19 protein-coding genes are annotated in these 17,930 nt (G+C 38.9%); 9 read left to right on the forward strand and 10 right to left on the reverse strand.

The annotated features are described in order from the left end of the window. Window positions 1-42 precede the first annotated feature (42 nt). From cotE to LPB68_RS02265, 6 genes are all read right to left on the reverse strand, one after another. Window positions 43-594: an outer spore coat protein CotE gene (gene cotE, locus LPB68_RS02240; RefSeq protein ID WP_068658259.1), complete on the reverse strand. Its 552-nt coding sequence runs from the start codon at window positions 592-594 to the stop codon at window positions 43-45. A gap of 96 nt (window positions 595-690) precedes the next feature. After that, window positions 691-1,671 carry an aromatic acid exporter family protein gene (locus LPB68_RS02245; protein ID WP_068658257.1) on the reverse strand — a complete coding sequence of 327 codons (981 nt, stop codon included), beginning with the start codon at window positions 1,669-1,671 and terminating at the stop codon, window positions 691-693. A gap of 108 nt (window positions 1,672-1,779) precedes the next feature. Further along, window positions 1,780-2,622, reverse strand: a complete 843-nt coding sequence (locus tag LPB68_RS02250; protein WP_068658256.1) for an ABC transporter permease — start codon at window positions 2,620-2,622, stop codon at window positions 1,780-1,782. Window positions 2,623-2,714: 92 nt separating this feature from the next. Further along, window positions 2,715-3,488, reverse strand: coding sequence for an ABC transporter ATP-binding protein (locus tag LPB68_RS02255; RefSeq protein WP_068658253.1), 774 nt, complete (start codon window positions 3,486-3,488; stop codon window positions 2,715-2,717). A gap of 28 nt (window positions 3,489-3,516) precedes the next feature. Further along, entirely contained in the window at window positions 3,517-4,527 is a 1,011-nt protein-coding gene (locus LPB68_RS02260; RefSeq protein WP_068658252.1) for an ABC transporter substrate-binding protein, read from the reverse strand. 157 nt (window positions 4,528-4,684) lie between these two features. Continuing rightward, the gene (locus LPB68_RS02265; protein WP_068658250.1) at window positions 4,685-6,202 is read right to left on the reverse strand and encodes a carboxypeptidase M32; all 1,518 of its coding nucleotides are present in this window, start codon (window positions 6,200-6,202) and stop codon (window positions 4,685-4,687) included. Window positions 6,203-6,318: 116 nt separating this feature from the next. On the opposite strand from LPB68_RS02265, the gene LPB68_RS02270 reads away from it, so the two are divergent. The 5 genes from LPB68_RS02270 to LPB68_RS02290 all read left to right on the forward strand — a co-directional run bounded on the left by LPB68_RS02270 (window position 6,319) and on the right by LPB68_RS02290 (window position 9,665). Then, the gene (locus LPB68_RS02270) at window positions 6,319-6,885 is read left to right on the forward strand and encodes a beta-class carbonic anhydrase (RefSeq protein WP_068658248.1); all 567 of its coding nucleotides are present in this window, start codon (window positions 6,319-6,321) and stop codon (window positions 6,883-6,885) included. Window positions 6,886-7,053: 168 nt separating this feature from the next. Next, entirely contained in the window at window positions 7,054-7,491 is a 438-nt protein-coding gene (locus LPB68_RS02275; RefSeq protein WP_068658246.1) for a hypothetical protein, read from the forward strand. 5 nt (window positions 7,492-7,496) lie between these two features. Next, window positions 7,497-7,778 carry a YxcD family protein gene (locus tag LPB68_RS02280; RefSeq protein ID WP_068658244.1) on the forward strand — a complete coding sequence of 94 codons (282 nt, stop codon included), beginning with the start codon at window positions 7,497-7,499 and terminating at the stop codon, window positions 7,776-7,778. Between the two features lie 271 nt (window positions 7,779-8,049). Next, window positions 8,050-8,415 (forward strand): WGxxGxxG family protein, encoded by a 366-nt coding sequence (locus LPB68_RS02285; RefSeq protein WP_068658242.1) that lies wholly within the window; start codon window positions 8,050-8,052, stop codon window positions 8,413-8,415. Window positions 8,416-8,531: 116 nt separating this feature from the next. Beyond that, window positions 8,532-9,665 carry a zinc-dependent alcohol dehydrogenase gene (locus LPB68_RS02290; RefSeq protein ID WP_068658241.1) on the forward strand — a complete coding sequence of 378 codons (1,134 nt, stop codon included), beginning with the start codon at window positions 8,532-8,534 and terminating at the stop codon, window positions 9,663-9,665. On the opposite strand, the gene thpR is transcribed toward LPB68_RS02290, so the two are convergent. Further along, window positions 9,654-10,103 (reverse strand): RNA 2',3'-cyclic phosphodiesterase, encoded by a 450-nt coding sequence (gene thpR / locus LPB68_RS02295; RefSeq protein ID WP_082865708.1) that lies wholly within the window; start codon window positions 10,101-10,103, stop codon window positions 9,654-9,656. The two genes, LPB68_RS02290 and thpR, sit on opposite strands and share 12 nt — an antisense overlap. Window positions 10,104-10,322: 219 nt before the next feature. On the opposite strand from thpR, the gene LPB68_RS02300 reads away from it, so the two are divergent. The 3 genes from LPB68_RS02300 to LPB68_RS02310 all read left to right on the forward strand — a co-directional run bounded on the left by LPB68_RS02300 (window position 10,323) and on the right by LPB68_RS02310 (window position 13,868). Then, window positions 10,323-11,123 (forward strand): DUF2935 domain-containing protein, encoded by an 801-nt coding sequence (locus LPB68_RS02300; protein WP_068658239.1) that lies wholly within the window; start codon window positions 10,323-10,325, stop codon window positions 11,121-11,123. A 145-nt stretch (window positions 11,124-11,268) separates the two neighbouring features. After that, entirely contained in the window at window positions 11,269-11,880 is a 612-nt protein-coding gene (locus LPB68_RS02305) for a pentapeptide repeat-containing protein (RefSeq protein ID WP_068658236.1), read from the forward strand. 122 nt (window positions 11,881-12,002) lie between these two features. Beyond that, window positions 12,003-13,868, forward strand: a complete 1,866-nt coding sequence (locus LPB68_RS02310; RefSeq protein ID WP_068658234.1) for an LTA synthase family protein — start codon at window positions 12,003-12,005, stop codon at window positions 13,866-13,868. A 162-nt stretch (window positions 13,869-14,030) separates the two neighbouring features. Here LPB68_RS02310 and LPB68_RS02315 read toward each other — a convergent pair whose 3' ends face one another. Continuing rightward, entirely contained in the window at window positions 14,031-15,002 is a 972-nt protein-coding gene (locus LPB68_RS02315) for a LacI family DNA-binding transcriptional regulator (RefSeq protein ID WP_068658232.1), read from the reverse strand. 132 nt (window positions 15,003-15,134) lie between these two features. Between LPB68_RS02315 and LPB68_RS02320 the strand changes: the two genes are divergently transcribed. Then, window positions 15,135-16,550 (forward strand): glycoside hydrolase family 1 protein, encoded by a 1,416-nt coding sequence (locus tag LPB68_RS02320; RefSeq protein ID WP_068658230.1) that lies wholly within the window; start codon window positions 15,135-15,137, stop codon window positions 16,548-16,550. 143 nt (window positions 16,551-16,693) lie between these two features. Here the strand turns inward: LPB68_RS02320 and LPB68_RS02325 are convergent, their stop codons facing one another. Both LPB68_RS02325 and LPB68_RS02330 read right to left on the reverse strand, forming a co-directional pair. Beyond that, window positions 16,694-17,215 carry a DUF2798 domain-containing protein gene (locus LPB68_RS02325; protein WP_068658228.1) on the reverse strand — a complete coding sequence of 174 codons (522 nt, stop codon included), beginning with the start codon at window positions 17,213-17,215 and terminating at the stop codon, window positions 16,694-16,696. A 61-nt stretch (window positions 17,216-17,276) separates the two neighbouring features. Continuing rightward, a complete protein-coding gene (locus LPB68_RS02330; protein WP_068658226.1) occupies window positions 17,277-17,837 on the reverse strand; it encodes a TetR/AcrR family transcriptional regulator in 561 nt (186 codons plus the stop codon). Window positions 17,838-17,930: the final 93 nt, after the last annotated feature.

The following is a 17,930-nucleotide window of genomic DNA, read 5'->3' on the forward strand; positions in this document are numbered from 1 at the left end:
CATCATATATTACAATATAACCTACTACATTTACCTATTTGATTACAGGTCATCATCCAATAAATCTGGATCCAGATCTTCGTAGTTGATGCTATCATCCGTAAACTCGAATTCTTTGTCATCATAAGATTCGTTACCAACGAGAACAAATACCTTTGTCTCTGCAACCAATTCTACTGAGAATTCCCGTTCAACACGGATAATGACACTTCCACCTCCCGATGACACGCTTGCTTCAACACAACTGGGTTCCTGCGTTGCCTCCGCAGACACCTCGACTGTAGAAGCTCTGTGTCTCGGGTCTACATAGGATAACGAGACAAATTCCACATACGGTACAGTTTCTTTCGCAACATCTGTTTGAGAGTTTTTGTCATAGGAATACCAAATGTTGATATCGTAAGTACCAATAACTTCAATTCCGTCTCCAGCCGCAACCGCTTCATACTGGTGGTTTATAATCCACGCCCCCAAAATACTGGTTGGATTATGTGGTGGAGTTACGGTATGTGTTACGGTAGAGAACTTACGACCTTTCCCACAGATCGCTTTCGTTATGATCTCTCTACTTTGTTGTTTACGACTTAATGACATGTTTGAACCTCCTCCATACAATCATTCACTACTAAGTGTATGCAGGGACTAGGCAAAAGTTGATTAGCCCAGTACAAATTTATTTTCCTATCACATTTATGTGTTTTGAGTAGATTTGACACGAGGTTTCACAGGATGTGGGGCTTTATTTTTTTTAGCTATTTTTAGATACAAAGATAGTTCACGACTCAACTGTAGTATAGAAGATCTAATCTCGAATTCCTCACGAGTTGTTGGTAGATCCATCCCTTTGAAATCCTGCTCCAATATATTTAATAATACCTCAGTCCTACCTGTGTAATTTGCCTCTGTGACATCTCGACTAAGTTGCTCGAATAAATCTGCCACCAAATCGGCTTGGGGAAGCTTCTGATAGACATCAGCAATTCTTTGCATCATAGTCAATATCAAATCTAGCTGCTCCTTACGCATATAGAAATAAATATTCCATGTCTCGTCCGGATGTACCATTTGATTCTCCATCGCTCTATTCGCAGCCTGGGAACCTTCCTTAATCGCTTTCCCTGCCTGAATCAATTCACTTCCACTCCATAAATAACTTGGGTCGCGTAAAGTGTGGGCAATATGGTTGAAGATGACAGCGAATAGCCCGTCCACCTTTTGACGAATCTCAACCATTTGCTCGCTACCTTGTGGCATATAGATCATATTAACAACCATTGCAGATCCTAGCCCAATGACCAGTAAAGCAACTTGTGTAAGTATCGATTCCCATGTCAGAACATTAGTCCCAAATAAGCGAAATACAACGACTGAACTGGTCACAATACCTTCTTTAAAACTAGATTTCACAATCAAAGGGAAACCAAGTAATACGAACAAAGATAATACCCAATAATGAAACCCAAAGATCTTAAATAATACACACGCAAAGAGAAGCCCCACAATGGAGGCGAAGAATCGAGCTGAAATGGTTCGAAGACTTCTTTTACGAGTCACTTCTACTCCTAGAATAGCTAGTAATCCCGCACTTTGGGGGCTAGGAATCCCGACCATAGCAGCGATCAGTACGGACATGAGTGTTGCTATTGCTGATTTTATAACTCGAAACCCCATGAGAACGCCTCTCTTTTCTGAGATGATGATTGTAGTCTCATGGTACTAGATTTCAAAAAACTACACAATGTAACATCTATCACTTCATGACATCTATCTTCATATTAATTATTTGTGCAAAAGAATTTTCCGTTCCATATATACAACCAACTGGTACATTATCGTAGCTACAACTGCAATAATAAGTAAGCTGGACATCACTAAAGTAAAGTTGAAAACTTGAAACCCATATATGATTAAATAACCCAACCCTTCCTGTGCCACTAGAAATTCACCTACAATAACGCCCACCCAGGCCAGACCTACATTTACTTTTAATGTCGATATTATCGCGGGGAAAGAAGCTGGAAATATGACTTTACGAAAAATATCTTTACGTGACCCTCCGAATGTATGAACAACTTTAACCAAGTTACCATCTACTTCAGAGAAACTATTGTATACGACTAATGTCGTTATGATAACGATAACTGATAATGTAGTGACTACTATAGCTGTATAACCAGCACCAAATACAACGATAAATAAAGGGCCCAAAGCCACCTTAGGCATACTATTAAATACAACCATATAAGGATCTAGAACTTTCGATATGAAAGGAGACCACCATAATAAAATGGCAAGAGCTGTTCCAAATAATGTACCTAGCAAGAATCCTACTACTGTCTCACCAACGGTCGTTACGATATGCACCCATATCTCACCGCTCATAATATCGCCTAATATATGATTAACAATCTTAGTGGGATAGCTAAATAATAGAACATCAATCCATTTTAATCTTCCAGCGGTTTCCCATAGGATAAAAAATAACAACAACATACTTAATTGGACAGTGAATACATTTCTTTTTTGCTTGTTCTTCTGAGTAAGATACTCACGATAACGTTCCGATAGCCGATTCTTCTCTGCTTCAGACGACTGATCTTCAACCTTATTTCTCCTGAGCATAGTTCTTCACACCTCCTCATTCCAATTCACTCGTCATCGAATCAATTTCATAATTACGTAAGCTGCTTTAGCTGCTTTAGCTGCAAAGGCGATTATGAAATTGATTCCTTCTCCATCGCATTCCAAATCTCATGAAAGAGATCTTGAAAGCCCTCTTGAGCACGAGCATGAAAAGGAAGTACCTCACGAATATTCTGTGGCACATCAAACCATTTACGTATTCTGCCGGGATTGCTACCTAGCAGGATAATACGGTCACTCATGGCGATCGCTTCAGATAGGTCATGAGTAACTAAAACAGCTGTCTTTTTCCGCTCTCGTAAAGTACGTGAGATGAGATCCTCCAATTGTAGCTTTGTCTGATAATCCAATGCTGAGAAGGGTTCATCCAACAGTAGTAGATCAGGGTCAGTAGCCAATGTACGTACTAATGCTACCCTTTGGCGCATCCCACCTGATAATTGGAGTGGATAAAAGTTCTCTTTGCCTTGCAGTCCCATTTCTGCGAGTAAAGCAGACGTCTTGGCTATATTCTCACGCGTGAGAGCGCCTGTTAGTTCTAATCCTAAGAGGGCATTATTTAGAATCGTCCTCCAGGGGAATAGATAATCCTGTTGCAACATATAACCGACCTCAGATGTGGGTCCTGCTATGTTACGACCATTCACAAGCACTTCACCTTGGCTAGGAATAATCAATCCTGCAATGATGGAAAGAATCGTTGTTTTTCCACAGCCACTCGGACCAACCAGACTAACAAATTCTCCTTGCGAAACTGTCATTTGGAGTTGATCCACAGCCAGAGAGGCTTCGCGGTCAGTAATATAGATATGTGCGACATCATTCAACTCAACAACAGGTACCATAAGCACTCTCCTTTTGGCTGAGGATTAGTTATTTCACAGTTGATTTTGCTTTCTCAGCGAAAGTATTATCTACAATTTCTTCTCGTGTCACGCGTTCTTCCAATTCACCCGCTTGTTCCATAACATCAAGAAGGTTATTCCATTCTGCTTCATCCAATACTGGATCAGTTGCAAAGCTTTCTTGTTCTTGATATCTTTTCACTGCTGATACAATAATGTCACGATCTGTATCTTCGAAATATGGCAGAATCGTATCTGTAATCTCCTCAGGGCTATGTTCCGCAACCCAAGTCTGTGCCTTCTGTACTGCGTTCGTAAATTTCTGTATCGTATCTGCATTGTTCTTTATATAACTTTGCTTAGTCATGAACACGGTATAGGGTAGGTGTCCACTTTCTACACCAAATGAAGCAACGACATGTCCTTTACCCTCTTTTTCAAAAATGGAAGCTTGTGGCTCGAATAATTGTACATATTGCCCTGTTCCCGAAGCAAAAGCTGATGCGATATTCGCAAAGTCAATATTCTGTATCAACTCCAGATCCGCATGAGGATCAATGCCTTGTTTCCTCAATGTGAACTCTCCAGCCATTTGTGGCATACCACCTTTACGTTGCCCTAGGAAGACGCTCCCCTTCAGCTGCTCCCAATTGAACGATTCTTCAACTTCTCTGGACACAAGGAAAGTTCCATCTGTCTGAGTTAATTGAGCGAAATTGATCACCGGATCATCTGATCCTTGCTGATACACGTAAATAGATGTCTCTGACCCAACCAAGGCCACGTCGATAGCGTTCGATAACAATGCTGTCATCGTCTTGTCTCCGCCAAAAGTCGTCTGTAATTCAACATCCAATCCTTCGTCCTTGAAGAACCCCTTCTCTATAGCAACATATTCAGGAGCATAAAATATGGAACGAGTCACTTCCCCAATCTTCACCTTTGTTGTTGAATCTTTTCCCCCACAACCAACTGCAACAGTGGCACAAAGGAGAAGAATGCTTGCTGTAGCCACCAACTTACTTTTTACATTCCACATATACATCCCTCCATTCTTTCGAGTAATTATATTGCATGATATGCAAAAGCCTAAAAAAGGTTATTCTTGATTCAATTTCATAATCGCCTAAGCAGCATAAATAGGCATCATCTGCACAAATAGATTGTGTGAATGATGCCTATATGGACTATATTGCTTACAATTTATAGATTTCCTTGTATTTATCCTCCAGGTAGTCTGCTAAGTAATTTGGATTCAATTCTTCACCCGTTACTTGGACAATAATTTGTGCTGGTGTAAGACTTTTACCATATTGATAGATCTTGGCAGTAAGCCATTCTTTAATAGGAAGAAGATTCCCCTCAGCAATCCATTCGTTAAATTGTGGTAACTCTTTATGCATCGTATTTAGAAATTGGGCAGCATACATATTCCCTAATGAATATGATGCGAAATATCCAAAGTCTCCACCCGACCAATGTACATCCTGAAGGACACCTTGACCATCATTCGGAGGTGTAATACCTAAATATTCATTATACTTCGCATTCCATACCTCGGGTAAATCCTTAACAGACAAATCTTCGTTAAATAACATTTTCTCAATCTCATAGCGAATAATGATATGTAGGTTGTAAGTTAGTTCATCTGCATCTATTCGAATCAATGAGTTCTGCACGCGGTTTATCGCACGATAGAAATCCTCTAGTTCGACGTCTTTCAGCTGTGAAGGATATTGTTTCTGTAAATCAACATAATATCTTTCCCAGAACGCACGACTCCGTCCAATCATATTTTCCCACAAGCGAGACTGAGACTCATGTATTCCCATCGAGGTACCTTCTGCAAGAGGTGTGCCTGCAAATTTCTCATCAATATTCTGTTCATATAGCGCATGCCCGCCTTCGTGTAATGAACTAAATAATGCATTCGTCACATCACTCTCAATGTAGTTGGTCGTAATACGTACATCACCAATGTTCAGACCTGTAGCAAAAGGATGAACACTTTCATCCTGACGTCCAGCTTCAAAATCATATCCCATTTGTTCCAGAATGAATAACCCAAATTTCTCTTGTTGCTCTTTCGCAAATATTTGATGAAGGAAATTATGTTCTGGTTGATTTGGTGATGCTTGTATTGCTTCTACTAAAGGGACTAACCGCTTACGTAATTGATTGAATATTTCATCCAACTTCTCAACTGTCATGTCAGGTTCATACATATCAATCAGCGTATCATATGGCGTTCCCTTAACACCCCAATAACCAATAAATTCTTTCTTCAATGCCACAATCTTACTCAAATAAGGTTCGAAGCCAATAAAGTCACTCTCTTCCTTCGCTTCCTCCCATAAGGTCTGTGCATGCGCAGTCAATACAGAATATTCTTGGAACTTATTCGCAGGAATTAACTTGTTCAGCTCAAATTCCTTTTTACATTCTTGAACGATTTTACGATCCAATTCATCGAGCTGTTTAACAATTTCATCCCTTGAAAAATAATCCAACCAATTTGCCATCTCATCTGATATTTGTAGTTTGAACATTTCTGTATCTAACATTCCGATGGTTTCAGAGCGAAATTCAGCACCTTTGCGAGGAGCACCCGTCCGTAAATCCCAATTTAAGAGCCCAACAGCTTCATAATAACCTCTTATTTTGCTAACCAATGCGCGAAATTGTGCTAATTTATCTTTTATATCATCTTCCATTATAAAGTTCACCTCATGTAATTTTTTTCTAGCTTCCTCTTGATGATACTTTTTACAGAACGTATAATCAACTTCTAAGAAATAAATATTATGATACAGAGGAGGGAGCGCTTCCCATGAACCACATTTCAGAAATTCTAGAATACAATCGTCAATTTGTTCAAGACAAGGAATACGAAGCATACCGAACAAGTAAATTTCCAGATAAGAAAATTGTTGTTATTGCCTGTATGGATACTCGTCTAACGGAATTACTTCCTAAAGCAATGAATTTTAAAAATGGTGATGTAAAACTCATCAAGAATGCGGGAGCTGTTATTTCCCAGCCTTTCGGAAGCGTTATGCGCAGCGTATTAGTTGCCATATATGAACTACAAGCAGACGAAGTATTCGTAGTAGGTCACTTAGATTGCGGTATGGCATCATTGAATTCAGACGAAATGATTGGGCATATTAAAGAGCGTGGAGTTTCGGAAACCGTATTAAGTACATTGGAGAATTCAGGGATCAAATTATCGAAATGGCTTAGAGGATTTAATAATGTGAATGACGCCATCATTCATACTGTTAATGTTATCAACAAACACCCTCTACTACCAGCTGATGTTCCTGTACATGGAATGGTCATAGATCCAGAAAATGGAGCTTTAGATTTAATCGTTGATGGTTACGAAAATATATAAGAATTATGATGTGATATTAGGGCATGAATCTATAGGGTTCATGTCCCTTTTCTTAAGTGGCTACATCAACAATATTATTAATTTTTTTAATTATGAAACTTTTAATATTTAATGACGTATATTCTAGATCACAACCATATTAAAAATATCAGGGGGATTCAACTTCTTATGAAAAAATGGCTAATGGTAGTAATGGCTTTCACTCTATTCTTTGCAACAGTAGCACCAGCTAGTGTAGACGCAGCAAGACGCGGTGGTGGTTTTAAATCAGGCAAGAGTTCTTTCACAACAACGCCTAAGAAATCTACAACAGATAGTAATGTGAGTAAGACTACAACGAATAACAAAACCAACACAGGAACAACTGCAGGAACGACTGCAAATCGCGGATTTTTCAGTGGTGGTGGTTTAATGAAAGGTCTTATGATTGGTGGATTAGCTGGAATGTTATTCGGAGGAATGTTTGGTAATATGGGCTTCATGGGTGACTTTCTTGGATTAATCATTAACTTGTTAGCTATCGTAGTTCTATTCAGTCTTGTTCGTGGAATCTATCGCGCTTACAAGAATCGTCGTAAACCAGATCCACGTGATGGAAGGTACTAATTGATATGGTACTTAGCATGGATGAGTTAATAAATGCAATCTGCCTCCATATGGCAGAGCGCAAAGGATTACGTCCTACGGATGTACAAGTTGAACTAAGCTGGGATGAAGAGAATGGTTATTCCGCTGAAGTATGGACACAAGGTCGCAGCCAATATCTTGTCGAGTCTAACATGATTGAAGCTATCCTTCGGTACTTACAAAGTGAATACGACATTCGTGCTTACCGCGAACAAGTAACACTTGATCTTGATGAAGAGATTACTGCACATGTTGTAACGAATTAACACACAAGATATATTTCTATCACCTTACTGATACTCGTATCCGTTCCAAAGAGGATGTTTCTATTGCCAACTTTATGGCAAAGAAACATCCTCTTTTTTTGTCATATAAGAAAGTCTCGGTATTGCTAACACCGGAAGGATAAACTCCTTGAAAAGGACGATATAGTCGTTTCTGCTTGTTTAAAGAACATATCCCATTGTTTTGAATAATTGTGGTCCATTTTCAGCAGAATATCAATTGTATAAAACTATATGAAAGCGAGGAAAAATTATGAAGAAGACATTGATCACATGGCTCAGTATAACTGTACTATTGTTCTCTGCTTATCCTGTATATGCTGATATGGATCGTAACATCACTACAAGAAATAACATTTATCAAAATAACGGAGCTAGAGGTGTTACTGGAACTACAGGAACTACTGGCACAACAGTCAATACGGGTATTACGGGGACAAACCGTACAACAACGGGGACAGATTACAATCAAAACGATCGTAACAACTTAACTACAAACAACTACAGAACAAATGCTGCAACAGATAATAATGATAATTTTAATTGGGGTTGGCTCGGCTTGCTCGGCTTACTTGGATTTGCAGGTATGAGAAGACGCGAGCCTGATCCTAAGAGATGATCAGTATACGTTATTCCTAAGTACCAATATAAATTGTACTTACTTAGAACCTCTTGTCCAACAAGAGGTTCTAACATCTATATGGGTTGATACAATATATATAAGTGGGGTGTATCATGAGAGCTGTTACCTATCAAGGTCCGAAGAAAATTGAGATCCATAATGTTAAAGACGCTACCATTGAGAAGAATGATGATATTCTAGTCAAAATAACATCAACTGCCATTTGCGGTTCTGATCTACATTTGTATCAAGGTAATTTCCCCCTCCCTAATGGATATGTCATCGGTCACGAACCGATGGGTATTGTTGAAGAAATTGGACCAGAAGTAACACATATTAAGAAAGGTGATCGAGTTGTCATCCCCTTTAATGTCTCTTGTGGACAATGCCATTATTGTAAACATGAGATGGAAAGTCAATGCGATAATAGTAATCCACACTATGATTCTGGTGGATTCTTAGGTTATTCTGAGAAATTCGGCAACTATCCTGGTGGACAAGCTGAGTATTTACGAGTACCATTTGGTAATTTTGCACCTTTTGTTATACCTCCATCTTGTGAACTAGAAGATGAATCACTGTTATTCCTATCTGACGTCCTTCCTACTGCTTATTGGAGTGTAGATAACGCTGGGGTAAAAGCTGGCGATACGGTTATTGTTCTAGGATGCGGTCCAGTTGGGCTGATGGTGCAGAAATTCGCCTGGTTGAAAGGTGCTAAGCGCGTCATTGCCGTTGATTATTTACAATATAGGCTTCAACATGCCAAACGTGAGAATCATGTTGAAACCTTTGATTTCACAAAGCAAGACGATATGGGTGAGCATTTGAAAGAAATTACGAGTGGTGGTGCAGATGTTGTGATCGATTGTGTAGGTATGGACGGTAAGAAATCTCCGCTTGAGTTCATTGAACAAAAATTGAAATTACAAGGTGGAACACTTGGACCTATCCAAATCTCAACGAAAGCAGTACGTAAATTTGGCACTGTTCACCTTACCGGTGTTTATGGTGGGAATTACAACGTATTTCCTTTAGGCGCATTCTTTGCGAGAAATATCACGCTCAAAATGGGTCAAGCCCCAGTTATACATTATATGCCTGAGTTATATCAAAAAATTGTGAAGGGCTTATTTGATCCAAAGAGTATTATCACGCATCGTTTGACACTTAATGAAGCTGCTCACGCATACCATATTTTTGACAACCATGAAGATCAATGCATTAAGGTCATCTTAAAACCTTAAATTCAATGGATAACTTTCAATAATCTCATACATGGGTGAAGCATTCATATGAGTGCTCATCAATGTAAATCGATCTGCCTTCCACCCCACTCCTATAGGTGCAGACTGAATAGCTTCTACATTAAATTCATGTTCTCCTACATAGTTTCGGGCGAGAGTTATATGTGCGGCAAATCGACGCTCTTCCACTATAAATCCACACTGATGTGTCGCTTGAATTACCGATGCATGAAGGTTATTTAAGCCGGTTAAATTACCAGACACACCTGCCCATAGAATTCGTGGAGCTTTTGAAGAACCGAAGAAGCCAGCACCGTTTAATTTAAGGGATAATGGTTGCTCATTAATACTACTCAAAACAGTTTGTAAACCACCCATTTGTTCTGGGGTAGTCTCACCTAGAAATTGTATGGTGATATGGTAGTCTTGTGGATGCACTCATTTACGAAAGGCGAATAACTCTCTATTCTCCTGCGTCCAACTTTCCAACTCATCTGCTATATCCCTTTGCAAGGGTATGCTTACGAATAACCTAACTGATTCATGATGTGACTTCATCCTCTACAACTCCCTATTTATAAGTGATTGAGCATAACTTAGCTTTTGTTATCATACAATCACCAAAGAATAGACATTTCATACGTAGGAGATGAGGTCTTGGATCAAGAAGCTATATTTGAACATCAGTTTTGGTTACAAATATTGGGGGATCATGCAAGATTCATTAATAATGCCTTGCCACCAGTAGAGAAGAAAGATATTGAAATAGCACAACAATTCATTCAAATTTTTGATCAACTGTTAGAACAATCCCGTCGACCATTGGATATGCCACAATTCATGGAATTAAACAAATTAGCACACCAGAATGCTCTAAGTCTTCGTGCATTTAAATTGGACCTACTAGAAAGATTACTGCTCGGGAAGGTTATGATTGGGTTAACCCCTACCTTCATAAACCATATGGTCAACGAACTCGAAGAATATATCAGAATTTTGGATGAACTTATACAAGGAAAACCAGTACCTAAGTATCACTCCCTCCATCATGACTTATTATGGCTCCAGGACGCTTCAGGTCATGCCGCTACTATTGCGATGGACTTGGACGCCGTAGAGAAACGCTGGATTGAGAAAAGTGAAGATTTCGAACAACACTTCAACCAATTTTTACTCAAAGCTATTGAATTGACAGGTTATTTAAGAACCTTGAACAATCAATATCCTTCTATCATTAAATTCCATGAGGATGTTAATCTTGAAATGGTTGTCTTCATGAACTTTCTGCAAGAAGTCGAAGAAATGGGCTTAACGAATACCTTACTCAGCCGTATAAACCCATTGGTACCAGATCATATGTTTCGCGAAGAATGCTATTATTTAATGAAATTATCACAGAGCGGCCAGATCACACCACCTAATTGCAATCCAGCCAAACCGCGGGTAAAGATCCCATAGAAGGAAATCTCAAACATCCCCTCAACGAATGTTGTGGGGATTTCTTTATTATATGAACACTTTATAACTTTTTTTCTACTAACACACGATCTATGAAAGTTCGGTTATAATATACAAAAGATATAGAAACAACTGGGGGCAAAATATGTTTCAGTATATAGATCAACATTATGTAGAAGTTAATTATAACGGAAAAGATTTAAAATTCGGAGAACTCATTCGCTGCACCTTTGAACGCTGCACATTTACAAATGGTTCATTAGAAGAAATCACAACAAGCAACTGCCGTTTCATTGAATGTGATTTTAGTGGAGCTTATTTGAATGGTTCGATCCATACAGAATCAGCTTTTGTGAATTGTATTTTTGTTGATACTAACCTCTTCGTCGCAAAATTTGATAATTGCAAAATGACCGGTTCAGACTTTTCAAATGCACAAATGGATGGTATAACAATCTTCCAAGGGGATTGGTCTTATACAAATTTAAGACATACTAGGCTGGTGAAACAGGACTTAAAAGGAGTACGTTTTTATGAAGCGGACCTCTCCAATACTAATCTTGAAAAGGCAGATCTAAGAGATTGCGACCTAACTAGAACAATTCTAGCTCATGCCAAGTTGCATGGAACTGATTTACGTGGTGCTAATTTAGATGGAGTTGATTTCAAATCTATTAATGTTAGCGGTGCACGAATGGATAGAGATCAAGCTGTTCATTTTTTGCGATCATTTGGTGCGAAAGTAGAAGGAGATTGATACTATTCTTTTGTTCATAGGTTATTATGTCGAATTGATAGTCCTTAGGTCTAGTTGATTTATGGTCCTTCTATGTACTAGAATAGACTAATCATTAAAATAGAAAAGGATGCGCAAATGCAATGTCGTCTACAATAAATCGTACGATCAGTATGAGATCTATACTACTTTTTTCACTAATCATGCTAGCGAAGAGTTATTTTGCTTGGTATTTTCTATTCGAAGACGGTCCCTCATGGAGCATATTAGTTAAGGAGATTCCTTTTGTTCTACTACTATTTTGTTTGATAGAATGGTTCGCTACCAAACGAAAAATCGCCATCTATATGCTTGTGAATCTCATAATTACCATTTTGTTCTTTTCATTAATTGTATATCATAACCATTTCGGTATTATTGCTACATCTCAAGTATTAGATCAGGTCAAACAAGTTGGAGCAGTAAAGAAGAGTATATTCTCGGTAATGCATCCGAAATATATGCTAATTTTTGTGGATATCATTATTATTAGCTACGTTATGCTTAAACGACAGAAAGCCCTCGATTGGAAGAGATCCATGGCACGTAAGACGAACAGGAAAACAATTACGGCTGTGTTCTGCATCTCCGTCATGTTATGTTCGTTAAATATTTTACCTAACCGGGCAAGTATGAATGAAACTGTTAAAGCCGAGCAAATGGGAATTCTTAATTATGAAGCGTACTCTCTCATAGCTGATAAAGAGGAAGAGCCCATTGACGCTTATGAAATTACGCAGGAAATTATCAATGATACGAAAGGTATTCAAGCGTCTGTGAATCCAGTTCTCTCTGGGGCCGCTAAAGGAAAGAACCTTATTATCATTCAAATGGAGTCATTCCAGAATTTCTTAATTAATCTATCGATCGATGGTCAAGAAATAACTCCTAATATGAATGAGCTTGCGGGAAGTAATTTCTATTTCCCACGTTTCTATCAGCAGGTTGGACAAGGAAACACATCCGATGCGGAGTTTATCGTCAACACGTCGTTTTATGTACCACCAGATGGTGCGGCTACCCAGTATTACGCACCTAAGGAACTTCCAAGCTTACCTAAGCTTCTAGAAGATCAAGGCTACGATACCGCAACGTTCCATACCAATGAAGTTGAGTTCTGGAACCGTGGTGAACTTTATACCGCATTAGGATTTAATCGATACTATGACAAAACTTACTTTGGCGAAGAAGATACACTCTTCTACGGAGCATCTGATGAAGTGCTTTATGAAAGAACTGCAGCAGAGCTAGCCACAATGGATCAGAATGATCAACCATTCTATTCACATGTGATCTCAATGTCCGCTCATAATCCCTTTACGATTCCAGAAGAGAAATACAAGATGACGCTCCCAGAACGATTCGAAGGTACGTTCGTTGGTGATTATATTCGGTCACAGAATTATGCCGATTATGCGCTTGGTCTCTTTATAGAAGACCTCAAACAGAGCGGAGTATGGGATAACAGCTTAATCGTTCTGTATGGCGATCATCGTGGACTTCCTATCTTCTCTCTCGATAATGATGATCAAATATTAATGCAAGAGATTCTCGGTCATGAATATTCGGAACGCGAGTTGATTAATGTTCCTATGATCATTGCATCAACGGGTATTACATCTCCAAGTGTAAATGAACAATTAGGTGGTCAAGTTGATATTTTACCTACTGTTTCCAATTTATTAGGTCTATCGCTCGATAACCATCTTCATTTCGGACAGGATCTATTGAATCAAACGAAATATAACCTACTACCACAACGCTATTATTTACCGACGGGATCATTCGTCAACAACGAAGAACTCTTCTTATCAGGTAGCGGATTCGAGGACGGTCAACATTATACTTTAGCTGGTGATGGTGTTAAAACACTTAAAGCCACAGAAAATGAATTTGATCGTGCACTTGAACTCCTTCATTTATCAGACAGCTATGTAACACAATTACCTGACAGAGTAGTCGAGGAATAAGCAATGTTACTTCAAACAACTGTACTCATAAAAACTTTATAAACTCACTAGAAATACGCCAGAGAGCAGCTAGCATGCACTCTGGCGTATTTTTTAATTACTTACATACCCTTAAGTTACTTATTCCTAGCCATAATCTAGTGTATAAGAATCAACAACTACTTAGGTAGTAAACCGTTGTATCAGGCTGAATTGGAGAATTTCTAGCTCTACTTCAGTATCAAGCAATTGCAGCAACAAAAGATAGAAAGCATTCTGTGCCTGTGCTGCAATGGGATTATGAATGGATGTTATACCCATGGTATGGGCGAGTTCGGTATTATCAAATCCGACAATAGCTAAATCTTCAGGCACCTTCAATTGCTGTCTACGGGCTTCACAAAGAGCACCAGCCGCCACATAATCATTCGCGCACAGAATAGCATCCGGCAAATCATCCTTATGCTCAAGTAAATCACGAACTACCTGCTCTCCGTCACGGATTGTATATACTGAAGAGAAGGACCACTTGGGAGATACGGTAAGGTGATGTTTCCCCATCATGTCTGCATAGGCACGCATTCTGTTATGCGTATTTATGCTGTTCGGTCGTCCGAATGCATTAGCTATACGATTGTAGCCCTTCTCTATTAAATGTTCCAATGCTAACCAATACCCTTCATACTGATCCATAGCCACCGAAGAAATATCCGGTTGATCCATTCGCTGCCACGACACAATAGGTCCATATTTACAGTATGACCTTAATAAGCTTGGGTCATTGACACTGGTAATGATGACGAGAGCATCGACTCTTTTTCTCCGCAAATCTTCAAATGGCTGTAGCTCTTTCTTTGCATCCCCTCCTGATGTATAGATAATCGTCTGATATCCGTATTGGCTTGCTATCTCAACAAAACCATTCAGGAATGGTAACATCAGATTATTGATCCCTTCAGTGCTGATCCCGATTTGCATTGTTTGTCCTTTAGACAAGGAAATTGCATTCCGATTGGGGACATAGTCCAGTTCTTTCATAATACTTAAAATTTTATTTCTCGTTTCTTGACTCACATGGGGGGATTGATTTAGGACTCTAGAAACCGTAGCTTTAGAAAACCCAGCCATCTTTGCAATAAGATCAAGATTCGACATCATCATTCTCCTAACAAAAAAAATTTGACATGTAACGCGTTACAACGTTTATCATTCACACAATAGGCAATATTCATAGTGTACCACAGTCTATCTATATCCCTATAAACATGACAAAGGTGGGAGTAAACAATGAATCTACAATTTCCAGATGGTTTCTTATGGGGCGGAGCCGTAGCTGCTAACCAATGTGAAGGAGCTTATAATGAGGATGGCAAAGGTTGGTCCACTCAGGACGTGGCACCAGAAGGAATTAAAGGCCCTATTACTGAGGTGCCTACTGATAACAATATGAAACTGATTGGTATTGATTTTTACCATCGCTATAAAGAAGATATTAAGTTATTTGCAGAAATGGGATTCAAAGTATTCAGAACTTCCATTGCTTGGTCTCGGATTTTTCCGAACGGTGATGAATTAGAACCTAATGAACAAGGCCTACAATTTTACGACGACCTGTTTGATGAATGCCACAAATATGGGATCGAGCCTCTCGTTACGATCTCTCATTATGAGACACCGCTGCATTTGTCCAAGCAATATAATGGCTGGGTCAACCGTAAGTTAATTGGATTTTATGAGCGTTACGCAAGAACACTATTTACCCGCTATAAGGACAAAGTGAAATATTGGTTGACCTTCAATGAGATCAATTCGATTCTCGAAGAACCGTTTATGAGTGGCGGTATTTACACACCTAAGCAGGATTTAAGCAAACAAGACCTATATCAGGCCATCCATCATGAATTTGTAGCCAGTGCGTTAGCTGTCAAAATCGGTCATGAACTTGCACCAAATGCACAGATTGGTTGTATGGTGCTCAGTATGCCGACTTACCCATTGACTCCAAATCCCGATGATGTGATCGCAACTATGGAATATGAGCACAAAAACTATTTCTTTGCCGACGTTCACGCCAGAGGGATCTATCCTGGTTATATGAAACGCTATTTCAGAGAGAATAACATTAACATTCATATGGAACCAGAAGATGCAGAAATTCTACGGCACACCGTGGACTTTATTTCATTCAGCTATTATGTGAGCACTTGTGAATCGGGTGCATCGTCCCAGCTGGGAGAAAGCGAAGGCAACTTGATGGGTAGAGTGGCTAACCCGTATTTGAAAACGAGTGAATGGGGTTGGCATATAGATCCTCAGGGTATACGTTATGTCATGAATATGTTCTATGATCGCTATCAGAAGCCACTGTTTGTTGTAGAGAATGGCTTAGGCGCCATCGACAAATTGATCACCAATGATCAAGGTGAAAAGACAGTTGAAGATGACTACCGAATTGATTACTTGAATGATCATCTGGTACAAGTAGCCGAGGCAATTGCAGACGGCGTCGAAGTCATAGGTTACACATCGTGGGGATGTATTGACCTTGTCAGTGCTTCTACCGCTCAATTAAAGAAACGTTATGGATTCATTTATGTAGACCGTCATGACGATGGCTCGGGCACACTTGAACGATACCGTAAGAAGTCATTCCATTGGTATAAGGACATCATCAGTTCCAACGGGCAAACTTTGCAGCGTTAAATTTTAGATAACAGAAGCTGTCCCCTCTTCGCCTATGTCAGGGAAGTGTGGGCACTTCTGTTTTTTTATAGTAACTGAAGCTAAATAAAAAAGACGCAAGGCAGAAAGCCTAGCGTCTTTGATCGTAATATTAATATCTTCCTTTAAGCAACGTTATCCTCTATCGACATCGCTGCATTACTTTTGTGATCTTGATAAGCATGTAGTTTTACCATCGCAAATCTTGCAATGGGTTGAATCACTAAACTCTCAGCTATGAGTACGATCAAGAAATTTCTTGGCCAATTTGTTAACCAGTTACTAAATGTTGCGGAACTAATACCGTTTCCTGCGATACCCCCAATAAGTGTCATGCACGCTGACATTCCCAATACAGTGAATAAGATACGAAATAATATCTTTGAATTAAAGCTATCTGTTGGTGCAGTAAATTTCCCAACTAATTTTTCTGCAATGCGACCTATAAATACCGATTCAAGAATCATTGCAATAACCAGCATAATTGGAAACACTTTAAGAATCGATACTACAACTTCTCCATTCAATTTACCCATGCCGAGAGAAGTATTTAGTGTTGTCATAAACAAAGCAGTCAGCGTACAAATGATAATACCATACAATGCTCCCTCTTTACCGTTTCTTGGTAGTCTTGTTTCTTGTTGCATGTTTTTCTTCCTTTCAAATGTGTATTTCAAGATGTTTGTAAAGATGTTTGTTAATTCTTCTTTATAAAACTCTCAATAAATTTGGTAATACCTGCGAAACAATCTTCAGTGGTTCACTTGTTTGTTGAGTTAAACAAAGCATAATACTACCTTCAATAGCTGCCGTCATCATTAAAGCAATTGAACGAGCTGTCTCTTCCGAAAAACCATCCGTTACTAATTTGTTCGAAAAAATACCTTCAATTTTTGTGAAAGATAGAGCGCAGGCATATCTAACGGGTTCACTTAATGATCCTATTTCACTAACGATGCTACTAAATGTATAACCAGTAATCATCCCATCTCGTTCAAATTGTTCGATCAATTTCTTAATCATTGCTTGTGTAGCTGTAACAGTAGATGGATAATGTTGAAAAATCTCTTCCATATCTGTTGTAATTGCTTCATTTAATGAATGAAGACAAGCGATAAGCAATTCTTCTTTCCCATTTGGAAAGTGGTGATAAAGCGAACCTTTTGACAAGTTACATGCTTTCAAAATTTCGTTTAATCCTACACCCAAATATCCTTTTTTCTGAAAAAGAGCTGTCGAGATGTTGATGATCAGCGATTTTGAATCCATTTCCTAGTACCTCCTCCATACAAACCGGTAGGTCTGTTAATATAACATAATTTTTTAATAATGGCAATTCTCACAAAGTGGAACGCCAATAAA

Origin of the sequence: Paenibacillus crassostreae (assembly GCF_001857945.1) — a bacterium.
GTDB lineage: Bacteria > Bacillota > Bacilli > Paenibacillales > Paenibacillaceae > Paenibacillus_AQ > Paenibacillus_AQ crassostreae.